General features: G+C 68.2%; 17 protein-coding genes. 6 read left to right on the forward strand and 11 right to left on the reverse strand.

The features are described 5' to 3' along the window. Positions 1-32 precede the first annotated feature (32 nt). Positions 33-1,010, reverse strand: a complete 978-nt coding sequence (locus IEY78_RS20150) for a helix-turn-helix domain-containing protein (protein ID WP_308426929.1) — start codon at positions 1,008-1,010, stop codon at positions 33-35. Positions 1,011-1,056: 46 nt separating this feature from the next. Further along, entirely contained in the window at positions 1,057-1,287 is a 231-nt protein-coding gene (locus tag IEY78_RS20155; RefSeq protein WP_189100235.1) for a DUF397 domain-containing protein, read from the reverse strand. Positions 1,288-1,954: 667 nt separating this feature from the next. Here IEY78_RS20155 and IEY78_RS20160 point away from each other — a divergent pair. The 3 genes from IEY78_RS20160 (at position 1,955) to IEY78_RS20170 (ending at position 5,023) form a co-directional block, all read left to right on the forward strand. Then, entirely contained in the window at positions 1,955-2,815 is an 861-nt protein-coding gene (locus IEY78_RS20160) for an RNA polymerase sigma factor SigF (RefSeq protein ID WP_189100237.1), read from the forward strand. A gap of 179 nt (positions 2,816-2,994) precedes the next feature. After that, positions 2,995-3,819 carry a hypothetical protein gene (locus tag IEY78_RS20165; RefSeq protein ID WP_189100239.1) on the forward strand — a complete coding sequence of 275 codons (825 nt, stop codon included), beginning with the start codon at positions 2,995-2,997 and terminating at the stop codon, positions 3,817-3,819. After that, on the forward strand, positions 3,812-5,023 hold the full coding sequence (locus tag IEY78_RS20170) for a helix-turn-helix domain-containing protein (RefSeq protein WP_189100241.1): 1,212 nt from the start codon (positions 3,812-3,814) through the stop codon (positions 5,021-5,023). The genes IEY78_RS20165 and IEY78_RS20170 overlap by 8 nt, the downstream gene beginning before the upstream one ends. 624 nt (positions 5,024-5,647) lie before the next feature. On the opposite strand, the gene IEY78_RS20180 is transcribed toward IEY78_RS20170, so the two are convergent. From IEY78_RS20180 to IEY78_RS20220, 9 genes are all read right to left on the reverse strand, one after another. Further along, the gene (locus IEY78_RS20180; protein WP_189100243.1) at positions 5,648-6,052 is read right to left on the reverse strand and encodes a hypothetical protein; all 405 of its coding nucleotides are present in this window, start codon (positions 6,050-6,052) and stop codon (positions 5,648-5,650) included. Positions 6,053-6,141: 89 nt separating this feature from the next. Further along, positions 6,142-7,908: a relaxase/mobilization nuclease domain-containing protein gene (locus IEY78_RS20185; RefSeq protein ID WP_189100245.1), complete on the reverse strand. Its 1,767-nt coding sequence runs from the start codon at positions 7,906-7,908 to the stop codon at positions 6,142-6,144. Next, the gene (locus IEY78_RS20190; protein ID WP_189100247.1) at positions 7,908-8,576 is read right to left on the reverse strand and encodes a plasmid mobilization protein; all 669 of its coding nucleotides are present in this window, start codon (positions 8,574-8,576) and stop codon (positions 7,908-7,910) included. The genes IEY78_RS20185 and IEY78_RS20190 overlap by 1 nt, the downstream gene beginning before the upstream one ends. Continuing rightward, positions 8,573-8,797 carry a hypothetical protein gene (locus IEY78_RS20195; RefSeq protein WP_189100249.1) on the reverse strand — a complete coding sequence of 75 codons (225 nt, stop codon included), beginning with the start codon at positions 8,795-8,797 and terminating at the stop codon, positions 8,573-8,575. Before IEY78_RS20195 ends, IEY78_RS20190 begins: the two co-directional genes overlap by 4 nt. Before the next feature lie 100 nt (positions 8,798-8,897). Further along, a complete protein-coding gene (locus tag IEY78_RS20200; RefSeq protein WP_189100251.1) occupies positions 8,898-9,950 on the reverse strand; it encodes a DUF2637 domain-containing protein in 1,053 nt (350 codons plus the stop codon). Further along, positions 9,947-10,510 (reverse strand): WhiB family transcriptional regulator, encoded by a 564-nt coding sequence (locus IEY78_RS20205; protein WP_189100253.1) that lies wholly within the window; start codon positions 10,508-10,510, stop codon positions 9,947-9,949. The genes IEY78_RS20200 and IEY78_RS20205 overlap by 4 nt, the downstream gene beginning before the upstream one ends. Before the next feature lie 107 nt (positions 10,511-10,617). After that, entirely contained in the window at positions 10,618-11,325 is a 708-nt protein-coding gene (locus IEY78_RS20210) for an ATP-binding protein (protein ID WP_189100254.1), read from the reverse strand. Beyond that, positions 11,325-12,344 (reverse strand): RodZ family helix-turn-helix domain-containing protein, encoded by a 1,020-nt coding sequence (locus IEY78_RS20215; protein WP_189100255.1) that lies wholly within the window; start codon positions 12,342-12,344, stop codon positions 11,325-11,327. The genes IEY78_RS20210 and IEY78_RS20215 overlap by 1 nt, the downstream gene beginning before the upstream one ends. Before the next feature lies 1 nt (position 12,345). Next, complete coding sequence (locus IEY78_RS20220) at positions 12,346-12,672, reverse strand: transcriptional regulator (RefSeq protein WP_189100256.1); 327 nt, start codon at positions 12,670-12,672, stop codon at positions 12,346-12,348. A 779-nt stretch (positions 12,673-13,451) separates the two neighbouring features. On the opposite strand from IEY78_RS20220, the gene IEY78_RS20225 reads away from it, so the two are divergent. The 3 genes from IEY78_RS20225 to IEY78_RS20235 all read left to right on the forward strand — a co-directional run bounded on the left by IEY78_RS20225 (position 13,452) and on the right by IEY78_RS20235 (position 15,628). Next, positions 13,452-13,892, forward strand: coding sequence for a helix-turn-helix domain-containing protein (locus IEY78_RS20225; protein ID WP_229700067.1), 441 nt, complete (start codon positions 13,452-13,454; stop codon positions 13,890-13,892). A 72-nt stretch (positions 13,893-13,964) separates the two neighbouring features. Further along, on the forward strand, positions 13,965-14,483 hold the full coding sequence (locus IEY78_RS20230) for a hypothetical protein (RefSeq protein WP_189100258.1): 519 nt from the start codon (positions 13,965-13,967) through the stop codon (positions 14,481-14,483). Continuing rightward, a complete protein-coding gene (locus IEY78_RS20235) occupies positions 14,480-15,628 on the forward strand; it encodes an MAB_1171c family putative transporter (protein ID WP_189100259.1) in 1,149 nt (382 codons plus the stop codon). The genes IEY78_RS20230 and IEY78_RS20235 overlap by 4 nt, the downstream gene beginning before the upstream one ends. Positions 15,629-15,670 lie beyond the last annotated feature (42 nt).

The raw sequence follows: 15,670 nt of genomic DNA on the forward strand, positions 1-15,670 counted from the left end.
AGCAGTGGCACCTGATCACGTGATGACCGGCGTCACTGCTCCAGGGCGGCCTGATCAGCCCAGTGCTTCGCAGCCTGTCGTATGGCGTCAAGGCTGTCGTCTTTGGACATGGCGTTGTCACGGGCGTCGGACAGCACCTTGCGGTAGTTGTCCAGCGAACGCTGCCTCGTCGCGTACGTCGCGCCCTCGATGTTCTCCAGGTAGGCGAGGTCACCCGGTACACAGTCCGGGAAACGCAGATAGGTGATAGCCATCGGCGGGGACACCCGGTCCTTGCTGATGATCCGCACGTTCACCTTCGGCCTCCCGGCCGCAGCGAGCAGATGCTGCATCTGCTCGCACATGACCTCCGCGCTGCCCCGCCTCCGTTCCAGAACAGTTTCATCCAGTACGACAGTGATCCGCGGCAGGTCCTGATCGAGGATGAGCTGCCGGCCCATTCGCAGCGCTACGATCCGAGCGATCTCCGCGGCCGGGAGAGGGGTGGCCTCCATCATGCTGATCAACGCCTCGGCATAGCGCTCGGTCTGAAACAGGCCGGGGACCACCTGATTTTCGAAGATCGTGATTTCCTCAGCACGCCCCTCCATGCGGATCAAGCGCTTGAGGAAGGCGGGCGTCACATCGGCGAACCGCTCGTACCACTCAGCGTTCGCCGCCTGGGCCAGCAGCTGGTCGAGGAAGGCCACTTCCTTCCGCGACAGATCGTAAAACACGGCAAGGTCGTACACATCCCGCGGTTTGGCTGGACTCTCCCCGCGCTCCAGCCGGCTCATCTTGGATGTCGATCCCCTGATAGCCCGCGCAGCAGACGCAAGCGTGTAACCCCGGCGCTCCCGATGCAGGCGAAGCTCTTCGCCCAGGAGTTGCCCAGCAGGGCGCTCGCTATCCGCTGATGGCAGAGCAACGACCAATGAATCAGGACCCGACTGCCAATGACGGGCGACGGACATGCGAACTCCGAAAGGCGCTGGGAGACATAAGTCGAAACCCAGAATGCCCGGGCACATGCCCGCCGCACAATCTATGGCCAACGCACCACGCTCCGCTCACGCTTTACGCAACGAGGTGGTCGAACTCCTCCCCCTTCGCGCCGTCGAGAAATGCGGCCAACTCCGCCTTACTGAAGACGAGGGCAGGCCCCCCGGGGAACTTCGAGTTCCGTACGGCCACACCCCCCTCCGGGAGAGACGTCACTTCTACACAGTTCCCGTTATTGATGCTGGCGCGCGCCTTCTGCCACTCCACTCCAGAAATCTCGTTCGCCCGCACACCGTTCACGATCATGGTCGCTCCCTACTTCCGCCCGTCGCCCATTCCGTCGCATCGGGCTAGCAGTTCCCATATGGGATTGCATGGATGCTGTCGTGCAAAATGCTAGTCACCGGAACCTGGCAGGGCACTTCCCCGAAAGAGTGCAGTTCAGGGGCGCTTTTCCTATGAACGTTCTAATCCGAATGGCGCGGGATCGGTCCATCCGGCTCGTCGGCCACTACGGGCCGAGCCACGCCGCACTGTCCGACCCCACGCCCCGTCGCACCCTCGGCCTCATCCCCTCGACCAGATCGAAGCCCCGGCGGAGACTTGCTTCGTCTGCCCGGCGCCTCCTTGTAATGCGGGGCCGCTGAGTGTCGCGGGAAGGCGTCGGCAGGCGTGTGACAGCGATCGTCTGCAAGGCCAGCAGCGGCCCCCGGACTGACGTCCGGCTTGCCGCACGGGGCTCCGGCCCGGCAACCCGACGGGCGCGCGACGCTCGCGCGATAGCGTGGCCGTGGCTGAATTCCCCCGGCCGTGGATCCCGCACAAGGTCGGTCTCGGCCGAGGGGTTCGAGGTCTGCGGATGCTGTCCGGAACACCCGGACAGCAATGTGAGCCATGTCATGCACATGCTCTGTGTGGGTCGGGGTAGACGGCAGTGAGACGTCCGCCCCTTTCGGCCGTCTGGGAGGGCACCATGATCACCGCCGTGAACGACACCGCCATCCTCGAACGCACCGCCGAGGTGAGCACAGAGCTGCCGGCAGTCGAGTGTCCGAGCGCGGTGGCCCCCCAGGACGCGCGGGAACTGTCGAAGCGGTTCTTCGACCGTCTCCAGGACCTGGACGAGGGCACGCACGAGTACCAGTACGCGCGCAACACCCTCATCGAGATGAACATGTCGATGGTGCGCTACGTCGCCCGCCGCTACCGCAACCGCGGCGACGACATGGAAGACATCATCCAGGTCGGCACGATCGGGCTGATCAAAGCCATTGACCGCTTCGACCTCACCCGCGAGGTGGAGTTCTCCACTTTCGCCGTCCCCTACATCCTGGGCGAGATCAAGCGGTTCTTCCGCGATACCGGCTGGGCCGTCCACGTCCCCCGCCGCCTCCAGGAGCTACGCAGCGACCTGGCCAAGGCCAAGGAACAGCTGCACATCAAGCTCGACCGCGACCCCACCGTCCGTGAACTCGCCACCCACCTCGACCTGTCCGAGGAAGAGATCATCGAGGGGCTCGTCGCGGCCAACGGCTACAACGCCGGCTCGCTCGACACGCCCACCGACTCCGACTCCCCGACACAAAGCCGCACGCTGGCCGACGTCATGGGCGAGGACGACCCGGCGATGGAGACCGTCGAGAACCTGAACACCCTTGCCCCGCTGCTGCACCAGCTCGACGACCGCGAGCGGCAGCTGGTCGAGCTGCGCTTCGGGCAGGAGATGACCCAGTCCCAGATCGGCGCCGAACTCGGCGTCTCCCAGATGCACGTCTCCCGCCTGCTCACCCGCACCCTGGCCAAGCTCCGCAAGGGCATGCTCACCGACCACTGAAAGGCCCGGCCCACCCCTGTCCTCTTGGCCCCCAAGGCCGGCCCACAGGGCCGCCACGCCGTCGGACGGCACGCATCCAGCAGGGACCACCACGCCCACCGGGAAATCGATGAGCAAAAGTTAAGTCGAGGTGCTATCTTGTTGCTCACTCGGTAAGTGGCTAGCTCCCTGGGGGGATCATGGCTGGTGAATTCACGCCGTCGCAGTGGGCCGATGGCCAGTTCGGTGAGGACGCTGCGGAGGTGGTGCGGCATGTGGTCAAGGGGCTGGCACGTGGTCAACAAAGCGCTTACGAGGTGCAGGTAGCAGCCCGGAAAGCGGGGGCCGCGGACAAGCGCGCTTACGGCAGCATGTGGGCCACGCGCTACCGACAGGTCATCAAGCAGTTCGAGCTGTCCAAACTCCCCGGCTATGAGGCCCGCAAGCCCAAAGGAGCGTCGTACAGCCTGGCGGTTGTCAACGGGCGAGTGCTGATCCCCTTTCGACACGCCGACTCGCTGAAGGAACCGATCTCCCGCGCGAAGCTGAGCACGAAGATTCCTCACCAGGTCTCCCGCGACAACGGCGTGGGCCGTGCGCAGCCCCCGTTGACGTTGTTCGACCAGGATTCCGCAGCCACCGAGCGAGTGGCGGACCCCTCGGTGGCCGAGGCTGCCGCGGCGGCCTTGGCGGAGCAATTGACGGTGATCTACATCGCGTACGCTGCCAACGCCGACAGCGATAAGGTCCTTGCCGCCTGGTGGGGTACGCCGACGTCGCTGGAGGACGACGGCACCATGGTGTGGGATCCGGAGCAGCTCGACATGAGCATCGCCACCGCAGAGGAGAACTCCAGTCACTCCCGCGATGACCTGCGCGATGCAGGTACTGCCGTGGCTCGCGCGCAGGGCTTCAGTGGAGGTGACCTGCCTGGCCTGGGCGTCACGCACCGCTCCGAGGTCGCCGAGAGTCCGTCGGCTGAACAGGAACCGACCATTTCCAACGTAGAAAACGGCGATGAGTAAGAACACCCAACCACCGCTGTTCACTGCCGCGGGCCGCCGCGGCGCTGTCAAGGGCCGCATCGAACGGGGACAGCCATCCCCGGCTGCCGTGCACGAGGTCTTTGACCCCGCACGGTTGGCCCAGGCGCGGAGCCTCATCGGGATGACGAAGAGGCAGCTGGCCGACGAGCTGGGGGTGACTCCGGCCGCAGTGAGCCAGTACGAGATGGGCACCAACCGTCCGCGCCCCGATCTGCTGCCGCCCCTGGCCGAAATTTTGGATGTACCGCTTGCCTACTTCCTGGCGGGGCGCCCGCATGCGCGGCTGGACCCCTCAGCTGCGCACTTCCGCAGCCTGCGCAGCACCCGGGCCTACCAGCGGGCAAAGGCCGTTGCGTTCACCGAACAGGTCTGGGAGCTGACCTACGCACTGGAAAAGCGTGTCCAGTTCCCCGTGGTCGATCTCCCCGGCTTCGCCGGCGGCGAGGTGCACCCCGGCACCGACCTGCCCAGCGATCCCGCCTCCGCGGCCCGTGCCCTGCGAGTCGCGTGGGGGCTGGGAACCGGGCCCATCGCTCACCTAGTCCGGCGCCTGGAAGCACATGGGATTGTGGTGGTCACCCCACAGCGCGACAAAGACCTTCGCTCCGTCGACGCCTTCTCCACCTCACACCTCCCGCGCCCGTTGATCGTGTTGACGCCAAATCGGACCGACGACGTCTACCGGCACCGCTTCAGCGCGGCCCACGAGCTGGGCCACCTGATCTTGCATAGCGACACCAATCCCGGGGACATCACGCAGGAACGCGAGGCTGACACCTTCGCAGCCGAGTTCCTCACCCCCCGCGAATCGATCCTGCCTGAGCTGCCCTCGCGGGCGGACCTACATAAGCTCTCGCAGCTCCGCGACGGCTGGGGGGTTTCGGTGCACTCCCTGCTGTACCGCTGCCGAGAACTCGGGCTCTTGTCGGACTCCTCGGCCAGCCGCGCCTACCAACGGCTGAACGGCTTGAAGGGGCAACCTGGCTTCGCTCCGGATCCCCTGGCCGGCTATCCCGGCGAACAGCCCGCGCTGCTGTCCCACGCCTTCACCCTCGCCAGCGACCACGGGCTGACAATGACCGAACTAGCTCACGAGTTGGCCTGGAGTGCAGTCCAGGTGCGGCGCATGCTTGGTGTCGAGGAGGACCGGCCAGCCCTCCGATTGGTCAGTAGTTCGTCGTGATGGCTTGGTACTGGGGCCCGATGGCCTAGGGCGCTGCAATCGGTGCGGCTGGCCCACGCGAAACCACAACACGGTCAATCCGTATGCCAACAGTCGACGGATCGCGCTCCGGCAGCAGCGCCGGATGAGTCGGACAGCTACGCGGCGGACGCCTTGGCCGCCGGCCTCAACGGTCGGACGTCCCATTGGACCGTACGACTGAACGCAGAGGGAAGACCATGATCAATCTGCTGCTGCTCGGCATCGTGATGCTCGCCGTCGGCGGGTGTGCATGCGTGCTGTGGGCGGAGCGCGGCGGACCCCGCTGGGCCCCCGCGTGGCGACCGTGACGCTCGCCGTGAGCGAGCTGGTGCATCGCTCCGAGAAGCGCCGACGCCGACGCCAGCGCCTGAGCATGACGCCGACCAACAACAGCGGTCGTGACTAGGAACGGTGCGACCGAGGTCCCGCCCGGCAGCCCTTGGCGCACCGGGCGCACGCTGCTCATCGGTGACGCGGCGCAGGCGGCCTCACCAGCGACCGAGCAAGGCGCCTCGATCACACTGTAGGACGCCGTCGTCCTCGCCAAGTCCCTTCGGGATACACCCGATCTGGACAGCGTGCTCTCCCTATTCGCAACGAGCCCTAGTCCAGGTAGGTGCCGGCGAAGGCCCCGTCGAAGCCGAGCGCGGCGAGGCCCTCCTCGACGCTGGGGTAGGTCCTCCGGTCCGGGATGGCGATCAGGGCGTCGAAGTCGGCGCGGCTGATCTCGGGTTCGAGCCACTGGTTGTTGCAGCGGCAGACGATCCAGACGTTGCGGCCGTGGTTGATGAGCAGCCAGTCGCGCCGGGCGCGGCAGGCCGAGCACCGTACGGGGATCCCTCGCAGGGCCAGCTCGGCCGGGTGGCTGAGGATGCGCGTCGCGCCGGGACCGCTGGGCTGCTGTATCTCGTATTCGAGTTGCAGCAGGGGGTCGGTGCCGGCCGGGAGGGTGGGCAGCACGGGCGCCGGCTCTGCGGTGCGGTCGGTGGTTCTGAGCACGAGCGTCATCTCCCGATTGAGTCCTTCTGGTTCCAGACGTAACAGCCGGGGAATCGGCTGTCCAGGGGATTTGTAGTGAGCGGCCTGCCGGTCAGTGGTCAGCGGCGTGGTGGTCGGGTGCGCGGGTCGGCGGGGCGAGCTGCCGCCGTGGGGGCCGTCCGGTTGCTGGTGTGGTCGTTGGTCGAGGCCGTGGGCTGACGGGTTCCGGCCTGCGGGTGAGGAGTCGCTTCTCCCGGGTGTGCGGGGAGTTGGGCGAGGCGGCGCAGGCGCCAGACCAGGACGTCGTTCACGTCCTCGGCGGTGTCGAGTTCGCGCATGGCGATGGCCTGCTGCAGGAGCGCCTGGGGAGCGTGGCCGGCCTGCTCGGCCTGGGCAAGGGTGGCGACCAGGGCGTCGGTCTTCGTCGGCGTGCCGTCTGCGCGTGGCTGCTGCTCGGGTAGTGCTGCGCGGATGGTGGCCTCGTGGGTTCGGCGTTCGGCTTCGGGGAGGGCGCGGCCTTGGTCGTGCAGTGCTCGCATGGGTGTGGCGGCGGTCTGGCGGTAGGCGGTTCGCAGGTGCTCGGCGGTCTGGCGGGAGGCGTGGGCCTGCTGGGCGTGGCCGCGGGCGGAGTGCCAGCGGGCGGCGGCGAGGGTGACCAGGACCAGGGTCGAGACGAGCATGGCGGTGGTGCCGCCGTCTTCGCCCCGGCCGAGAGCGCTACCGGCCTGGATGATTCCCCGCGCGGCCGAGCGGAGAGCCCGGGTGTCGGCGCGCTCCGCTCGGACGTGACTGCGGGTGGCCCGCTCGAATTCTCGGGCGGCGGCAGCCAGCTCGGCGCGGGTGGCGGCCGGTGAGGTCTGGGCGACCGCGTCCAGGAGTTCTCCGACGCCGACGAGCTGGGCGGCGGCTTCGTCGCCGCCGTCGAGGAAGACGGCGGCACGCTCAGCGATGCCGGCGGCACTCCGCCGTGCCCTGGCGGGCGGGGACCAGTCCGGTCGGCCGCTGGTGGCGACCAACGACGTCATCTGGTCGACCGTGTCGTCGGCGAGGCGACTGCGGATCTTCGGCAGGGACAGGTCGGGTGCCAGCTTGGAGCCGGGGAACCAGACCGGTTCACCGTTGCGGTTGCGGTCGCCGGGGAGTGCGACGTTGTAGCCGAGCGCGTCACCGGACGGGGCGGTCCGTACCTTCACGCGTAGCCCGGCCTCGCGGAGCCGGGTGAAGAACTCCTCTTCGGTGGCTGCTCCGGCGAGGGACTGGCGGACGGCTTCGCGCAGCGTGTCACGCGAGGGCTCGGGGCGGCCGGTGCGCTCGGCCTTGAAGCGCTCGGCGCTGGTGGGCCTCTGGGCTCCGGTGCCGTCGCCCGGGTTGAGTCGGCGCAGCCCCCACTCCTTCTCGATGCGACGGCATTCGGCCTGGGCCTTCTTGAAGTCGTAGTTCATACGGGGGCGGCGCAGGTCGCCTCGGACCATGGTGGCCAGGATGTGGATGTGGTCGTCCGCGTGGCGTACCGCGACCCAGCGGCAGCCGTCCGGGTCGCCCTCGGGGGCGATTCCAGTCGCCGCGACCAGGCGGCGGGCGACGGTGTTCCACTCGGCGTCGGTCAGCATCCGGTCGCCGGGGTCGGTGCGGACCGAGCAGTGCCACACGTGCTTGGCGGGCGCGCGGTCGCCGGCCTGCTTGACCCGGAGGTCGAGGGCGGCGGTGAGGCGGGCGAGGGTGGCCTTGGGGTCCGGGGCGGGGCTGGTGTCGCGGCCCGGGTCGGGGGCGAAGCCGTCCCAGCTCCCGACGAGGTGAGGATCGATGTGCTCGTCGCGTTTGCCGGGGCCGTAGAGGTAGACGAGCAGGCCGTGGGTTCGTGAGCCTCGGCGGATCTTGGGGACCATCAGAGGCGCTTCTTCACCAGGGTGTTGGCCGTGTCGTCGATGCGGGACAGCAGACGGGTCAAGGCCGCGAGGGCGAAGTCGAGTTGGCCGGGCCGGGGCTGCCCTCCGACGTTGTAGACGAAGGCGATCTGGTTGATGTTGTTGCCGACCCGGGAGAGCGCGGTGCGCAGGGCGGCCAGCTCGTCGATGGCGGCATCGAGCTGCTCATTGGAGTGCAGGGTGGTGGAACCGCGGGCGGCGGCGAGGCCGGCGGCGGCGATGAATCGGGCAACGGTGAAGCCGCGTTGCGCGGCTGCGGTGACGATCTCGGCGTGCTCGGTGTCGGAGAGGCGGGTGGTCGTCTTGCGGGTGCGCTCGCTCGGGTTGCGGCTGCGGCGGCGCGGTGTGCGATCGGGGAACGCGGGCGTGCTCGGGCTCGGCTGCTCGCGGTGGTCGACGCGGTCGGCTTCTCCCTCTGTGACCGGCGCCCCCTGGTGCCGGTAGTCCGGTTGGTCCCCGTGCGCCCTCGCTCGGGGATCAACCGGGCTTCCGCCGCCCTCCTGGGCGGGGGCAAGTGCGTGCGTCGGGCCGTAGGACCGTCGTATGCGACAACTTGCTCCGCCAGGAGCCGTCGTGGGCTCACGCTGCTGTCCGGCCGTGGTGACCACCGGGTCGTTGACGGTTGTCACCGGCTCGCCTCCGGGTCCTGCTGCTGAATTTCGCGGACGAGGCCCTCGATCCAGTCCATGGCCAGGACCGGGTGGTGCAGGGTCCAGGGGCGACTGTGGCGCTCTCGTTGCACGGTCCAGGTGGTGTCGGGGCCGGACTGGGCGCGGTGGAGGTGACCGCGCTGGTGCAGGACGGTCAGCCAGGAATCGACCTCGGCAGGCGTGGCCGGGCGGGTGCGCATGGGATGTTCTCCGCTTCGCTTCGCGAGGGCGCGGGGTGTGTGTCCGGGGCGGGTGACCGGCCGAGGTATCCAGCTCGGTCACCCGCTCCGTGATGTCCGGTCAGGTCCGGGCGGAAGTGACCGGCTGCCCGTGTTGCTTGCGGAGCTGGGCCATCAGGGCGGTCAGGGTGTCGCTGGACAGGGGGATCTGCTGACCGCGGATCGCCTGGGCGACCACCTTGCGGGTCAGCTTGTCCTCGGCCCTGACCGCTGACCGGGCGATCTCCAGCAGCTCCTCGGTGTCCGGGTCAGGCCGCCGGTCACCGGTTGTCCGGGCGTCCCGGTCAGTGACCGGCGGCTGAGTGACCGGCCGTTCGGTGACCGGCGAGGGACTGCCCTGGTGGCCGGTGGTCTCCGGGCGGTCAGTGACCGGCGGCGCGGTGTCCGGCTGTCCGGGCAGGTCAGCGGCCTCGTGCGGCTGACCGCGGTGACCGGTGACCGCGTTGCTGCTGTCCGCCGGGGCACTGTCCTCGGTCAGTGACCGCGGGCTGGGGGTCTGCTTGTCCAGGGACAGACGCGGCCGGTCGGTCAGGGCACTGACCGGCTGCCCGTCCGTGACCTGACCGGGCTCCGCCTGCTGACCGACCCGGTCGGCCCGGGTGACCGCGATGCCGGCGGGCTTGTTGTCCTGACCGAGGTGACCGGTCTGACCGTGGTCCTCGCGTTCGCTGTCCTTGACCGGGCCGCGGGCGATGAGGATATAGAGGTGGACCGCTCCGGCCAGCGCGAGCGGGGCGATGGTGGACAGCACCGCGACCACGGTGTCGCCGAGGCGGAGCCCGGTGTCCGGTGTGGCTTCCTCGTTGAGGCGCACGGCGTGGAGTGCGTTGGCCCAGATGCTGGCGGCGGTGGCCGTGCCGACGAGCATCCAGACGTAGAGCCGGGACCGCAGGGGCGCGTCGCGCAGGACCATGAGGGCCCGGATGCCGTAGGCGATGAACCCGTCGATCACCAGCGGGAAAAGGTAGCTGAGGAAGCCTCGGACGTGGATGGCGACAGCCATCTGCTGCAGGGCGTCCCAGCTCAGGGCGCATCCCACGCTGCCCAGGGCCATGACGACCGCGCGGTCCCAGTCGGTGATGTGCACGGCCTTGGGCGTGCTCGCGTCGCTCACGCCGCCGTCCCGAAGTCGTCGCGGCCCAGGCGGTCTTTGTTGGACTTGAGGGTCGGGGTCTCCGTGCTCTGTTTCAGGTCCCGGTTGCGCTGGGCCCGGCGAAGTTCGCGGTACTTCTTCTGGGCGTGCTCCTCGGTGACCTTCAACAGCCAGGCCAGGCGTTGTTCGGTCAGCCCGTGGCGGAAGGCGGCGTAGATGACCGCGCGGCGCTCGGCCTGGGTGAGGTGGATGTCCCGCCCGGCGACCGTGTCGTTGACGCGGCTGTAGTCCAGACGCTCGGCGAGCTGCTCGTGCAGCAGGCCGCGTTCCTCCTCGGTCAAGCCGCCCCGGATGCCATGGGTGTCACCGCCTTCGAGGGCAGCATCCAGGCAGGTGCGGCGCACCGGGCACTGAGCGCACAGCGACTTCGCGATAACGATCTTGTCGGTCTCGTCGGGCTCCGGGAAGAAGAGTTCGGGGTCCACCGGGTTGTACTCGGTGCGCTGGCAGACGGCCTCGTCCTGCCAGGTGTGGTCGCCGAGCGACCGGTGGCGGGCAGGGGTGATCGTCGTGGTGGTCATGCGGGGTGCTCCGATCGCTCTCCGCGCGCAGGGCGTCGGCGGAGGAGGCGCTGGTCGTGAGAGGTGAATGAGGCGGCGCGCCAAGGGCACGGTCGGCCTGCCGAAGGTCAGGCGGCAGCGCGGAAGCGTCTGCGGTCGACCGGCTCGAACTCGACGCGAGTGGTCATCTGCGCGAGCCGGGAGGCGACACGATCGCCGAGGTAGGCCCGGAAGTCCCTGATGCTCAGGTTGGTGGTGATCAGCGTCGGCAGTTCGAGGTTGTACCGGCGGTTGATCAGCCGGGACGTCACTTCCTCGACCCACTCGGAGGACTTGGCCGCGCCAAGGTCGTCCAAGAGCAGCAGCGGACACCGGCTGACGGCGGCCAACTCCCGCTCGCTGTCCACCCCGGGCCGGGGGCGCAGGTCGGCGTACAGGTCGGCGGCGGTGGTCGCCCGCCAGCGGACTCCGATCCCTCTCTGTGCCAGCAGCCGAACCGCGCCGTACGCCTGGTGGGTCTTGCCGGCGCCGACGACCCCGGCCATCAGCAGGCTGGGGCCGGTGGTGACCTGCCGCCGGGCTCCCCGGCTGGGGGCGACGGCCGCCTCGGTGACCTCCCGGGCCCAGGCCAGGACCTGCGGGTGGTCGGCGACAGCGGCCCGGTAGCGCGGGGGTATCCCGGCCGACAGGGCGTCCAACGGGGAGAACGGTTCGGGCTCGTCGACCAACGCGGCGACGGCGGCCGGGTCGATGTTGCGGGCGGCCAGGATTCGGGCCATCCGGTCCAGGGTGCCCTCGCTGCCGAGGAGCTGCGGTTCGCGGTTACGGGTGCGCATCACAGCTCCTCGGCGTAGGCGGCGGCAGGGTCGACCGGGTTGGTCCACGCCTGGTGAGCGGGCACGGTATGCCGGGATCCCGGCCGCGCCAAACCGCCGGAGCGCGCGTTCATGGCCTCGTTGACCATGCTGGTCAGCACGCTCGGGTGCTTGGGGTTGGCCGCGAAGTTCTGCAGTCCGGCCCGGATGTGCTCCGGGGCGATGCCCTCGCCCAAGAGCTTCTTGGTGATCCGCCCGAGGTGCCCGAGCACGTCACTGGGCGGGCGCTGGTCGCAGGCAGCGGTGTACTCGCCGATGAGCTGGTTGGCCGAGACGGTGGCTGTGGGCGCTGTGCGCCCCGTAGGTACAGAGGATCCAGGATCCAAGATCCTAGATCCAGGCGCCGAGTCCTCCCCGAGGTTTCGGGGAAGGTTCGGGGAGGACTCGGCGAATGTGCCTTGACCTGGGCTTTTCATGTCCTCGCGGCCAGGTGTTCCTGCCGTGGCGTCGAGGGCGCCCTGCTGGGCGACGGGAGCCTGGTCCGCGGGGCCGCGAGGCTCTTCGACCGGCGGGGCGGGCAGACCGAGGGCACGGGGAGTGTTCGGCGATTCCTCGGCGAACACTCGGGGAGGGTTCGGCGGCTCCTCGGTCCGCTGGGTGCAAGTGCCCTTGCAGGGGGCGCACCGGTCGGCGGCCTGGTGCTGCGGGCAGGAGGGCAGGCGGGACTGGCTCGGCTTGTCGATCTTCTGGTGCTCGGCCCAGGTGACGATGTGCAGGTATCGGCGGCCGTCACATCCTGTGTACCGGCACAGGAGTCCGGCCGTGGCGAGCTGGTAGAGGTCGTCTTCGACGTGCACCGAGGTGTGTTCGGCGCGCAGCGGCCAGAGCAGCCCTGCGATGATCGCGGCGTTGTCGCGGTGGCGACCGTGATCGTCGGCCTGGGTGAGCAGTCCGAAGAAGGTGCGCTCTGCCTCAACGCTCACCTCGGCGAGCGATTCGGAGACGAAAGCCTCCGGCTTGATTGTTCGAATCCTTGGCACGTCAGCGGCCCCGACCGGCGACGATCAGGTCGCTGCGGGTGAGGGTCGCCTCGGCGAGGTCGAAGGTGTGCGGCCGTGTCCAGTCCGCCTCCGGCCAGACCCGCAGGATCCAGCGGGCTGCGACCCTGGCTGTCGTCCGCCCCAGCTCCAGGGTCTCCCCGGCCGCGTCCTTGACGATGGCGTGCGGGTGGGGCCACGCGTGCCGAGGGTCATTGCGGCTGACCCAGATGGTGGCCGCGCCCGGGATCATGTCGGCGAGCTGGGCGGCGAGGCGGTGGTGACGGTCATCTTCCGGGCATGCCGGGGTGCCGCTCGGCATGGCGAGCATGCGATACTCCGTTGCTTGTAGGAGATGCGGTGCGACGGTTCTCGTGCAAAAGCCCCGTCGCCCCGTGAGATGTGAATGGGCGCTCTTCGGGGTGCCCGGCCCGGCGCTTGGGAGTTGGTAGCTCCCGGGCGCCGGTCTCCTTTACCCCGGCGGACATCATGGCCCGCGTCTGTACATCACCCCTCCTCTCATGGCCCGTTGGCCGGCGATCCGCTTACGCGGGGACCAGCAACATAGGCGTGCACCCTCGCAAGATCCAGCCGTTGGCAATGAGCTGCCGCTGGGCCGGAAATGAAATCGGCCGGGCGATCTTTTCCCGATGGAAGAGGCCGCGCGGTTCGTCAGAATCCCGAGGGGTCCATCACAGTGCGGAGAGTCCCCACACCGCACCTGAAAGTAATTCGATCTTATTCAGGCGCTGGTCACGGCGGGTCCGCCCCGGACTCTCACGACGCTTCGAGATTGCACGAAAGAGCAGAGCAGTCCTTCAATGTCCGGACATCGGGCAATTCTGGCCGACCGAGCGGGCGGTGGCAGAGTGCTCTCGAACGAAGGCCAGGGCGTCGAGACCCCCCTCCCGACGCCGAGCAGGGGCACCGAGGGCCGATAGCCCTCTCCACTCTCATACTGACCTCTACCCATCATGCTTTCACCTCAGTGGAAACTGCTGATAGGAGCGTATCCGGGAATCGCCACGCCATCAACTGTTGTGAAGGGTGCGCCGACGCTTCATTCACTCGTGTACGATGACCTACCGACTCTCGACGAGAGGGGAAGTGGTGAGCGAGGCGACGGGCCGCTCCTTGGCGGACAAGATCAACCACCTGTTCGCGACGATCAAGGACGCCGACGGCCAGGAGTACAGCAACGATTACGTGGCGAACGCCATCAGCCAGTCGGGGATCGGTATCTCCATGAGCTACGTCTGGCAGTTGCGGAAGGGGAAGAAGGACAACCCCACCGTGCGCCATCTGACGGGCCTGGCGAACTTCTTCGGAGTTCCTACCGCGTACTTCTTTGATGACTCGGTCATGGGGCAAGTGGACGGCCGGCTGGAGAAAATGGCGGCTGAGCATGCGAGTTTCGGCGACGCACTCGAAAACGGTGACGTCAAGCTGATGGCTATGCGTGCCGGCGAGCTGTCAGAAGAACGACGAAAGCAGGTAATGGACCTGCTGGACGTCGTCTATAAGTTGGAGCAGGCAGAGCACCGCGAGTGACGCGCTTTACACGGTGTCGTACCGCGGATGGGGGGTGCTGCTGCAGCGTGCGTCGTATGCAGGAGAAGTACCTTGAAGGAGCGCGAGCTTCGCAGGCGCTGTAAGAGAGAACTGCGAGCCCTGAACGTTCAGCCCCCCTTGCAGGTGGAAGAACTCTGTCGCCAGCTGGGAGAGCGCCGCGGTCGTCCGATTCGGCTGGTGCCGCATCGGATGCCGGTACCTGGCCCATTCGGCGCGTGGATTGCCACTCCGTCGGCCGACTACATCTTGTTCCAGCAGGAGACCACCCCAAGTCATCAGAGGCACATCGTCCTGCACGAGGTCGGGCACATCCTCGCCGACCACCAGAGCGAAGAAGTCGACGACGACGAGCTTTGGAAGGGCGCGGTCCCGGACCTCGCACCGGGATCGGTGAGGCGGCTGCTTCGTCGGACCTCGTACGACGAAGAGCATGAGCGGCAGGCCGAATTGGTCGCGACGATCGTGCTGGAGTGGGCCTCGGTGTTGGACCGGGTAGCCCCTCGACGTGCCGCGAACCCTTCTCTGCGTCGTGTCCAGACGGCACTCGGCGATCGTCAGGGGTGGCTGTGACTGCCCTCGTCCTGACTGCCGCGCTCCTCCACCTCGCCGTTATTTGGAAGTTCGTGCAGGTAGCCCGTGACCCCCACGATCTTCCCCTCCGCGCCGTGACGTTGTGCCTCATCTGCACAGCCGCTTCGTTCCTGCTCGGCCTCGACGCCGCAGCGGACATCGTCGACCACCTCCTAGGAGTCGGCGTGTCACGGCTGATCCAGAACACGCTGCTGGTCACGGCGGTCTACTGGCTGATGTGCATCTTCCTCTTCTCCGCGGAAGAACGGCGACGCGCCAGACGTCGTGCGAGATGGGAAGCTCTTCCCCTGGCGGTGGGAGTGCTGGTCCTCGTCTTGACGACCATCGCCACGCCGGCTCACATCCGAGGGCGGGACTTCGCCAGCGCCGACATGTCCCAGACCCCTGTGGCTCTGTTCTTCATCGCAGCGCTGGTCTACCTCGTCTACGCGCTCGCGTCCGCGCTCTGGTGGACCATGCGGTACGCCCGGATGTCGGTGCGCCCCCTGGTGACCGGACTGTGGCTGACGGCGGGCTCCCTGGCGGGCATGGTGGTGGCGAACACCGGCCGGCTCGGCATAGACGTGATGCGCTGGCGCGGTGAACCGGTCCCGGCATGGCTCACCCACGGCACGCAGGGGCTCCTGGCACTCGCCGTCCCCGTGTTCATCGTCGGCGTGACCTACTCCGGCGCCGCGATGCGCGTGGCGAGCGGGCGGGTATGGCTCCAGCATCGCCGCGCCCACCGTCGCCTACGTCCGCTGTGGGAAGCGCTGCACGACGCCTTCCCGCAGGATGCTCTCAGCCGGGTTCCGACCAGCGGCTGGCGCGAGTTCCTGTCCCTGCGCGGCACCCACTACCGCTACTACCGCAGGGTCATCGAATGCCGCGATGGCCTGGTGCGCATCAGTCCCCACCTCGCCCAGCTCGGGGTGCGAGAGGGAGCGCCACCTTCGGAACTCGCACGTCACCTCAAGAAGGCCCTGGACACCCAGGCGAACGAAGCAGCCACATCCCGACAGGCACTGGCCGTCGCTCGCCCCGACGACGACAGCCTCGATTCCGACGTCCGGCAGCTTGAACTGCTCGCCGACGCACTCAGCAAGGAGCCGGCCAACGCGGAAGCCGGCAGCACTTCAAGGTGAACAGCCCGCGGGCCAGCACCCAGGCAAGCACGATGAGGAGCA

This window comes from Streptomyces kronopolitis, assembly GCF_014646275.1.
Classification (GTDB): domain Bacteria; phylum Actinomycetota; class Actinomycetes; order Streptomycetales; family Streptomycetaceae; genus Streptomyces; species Streptomyces kronopolitis.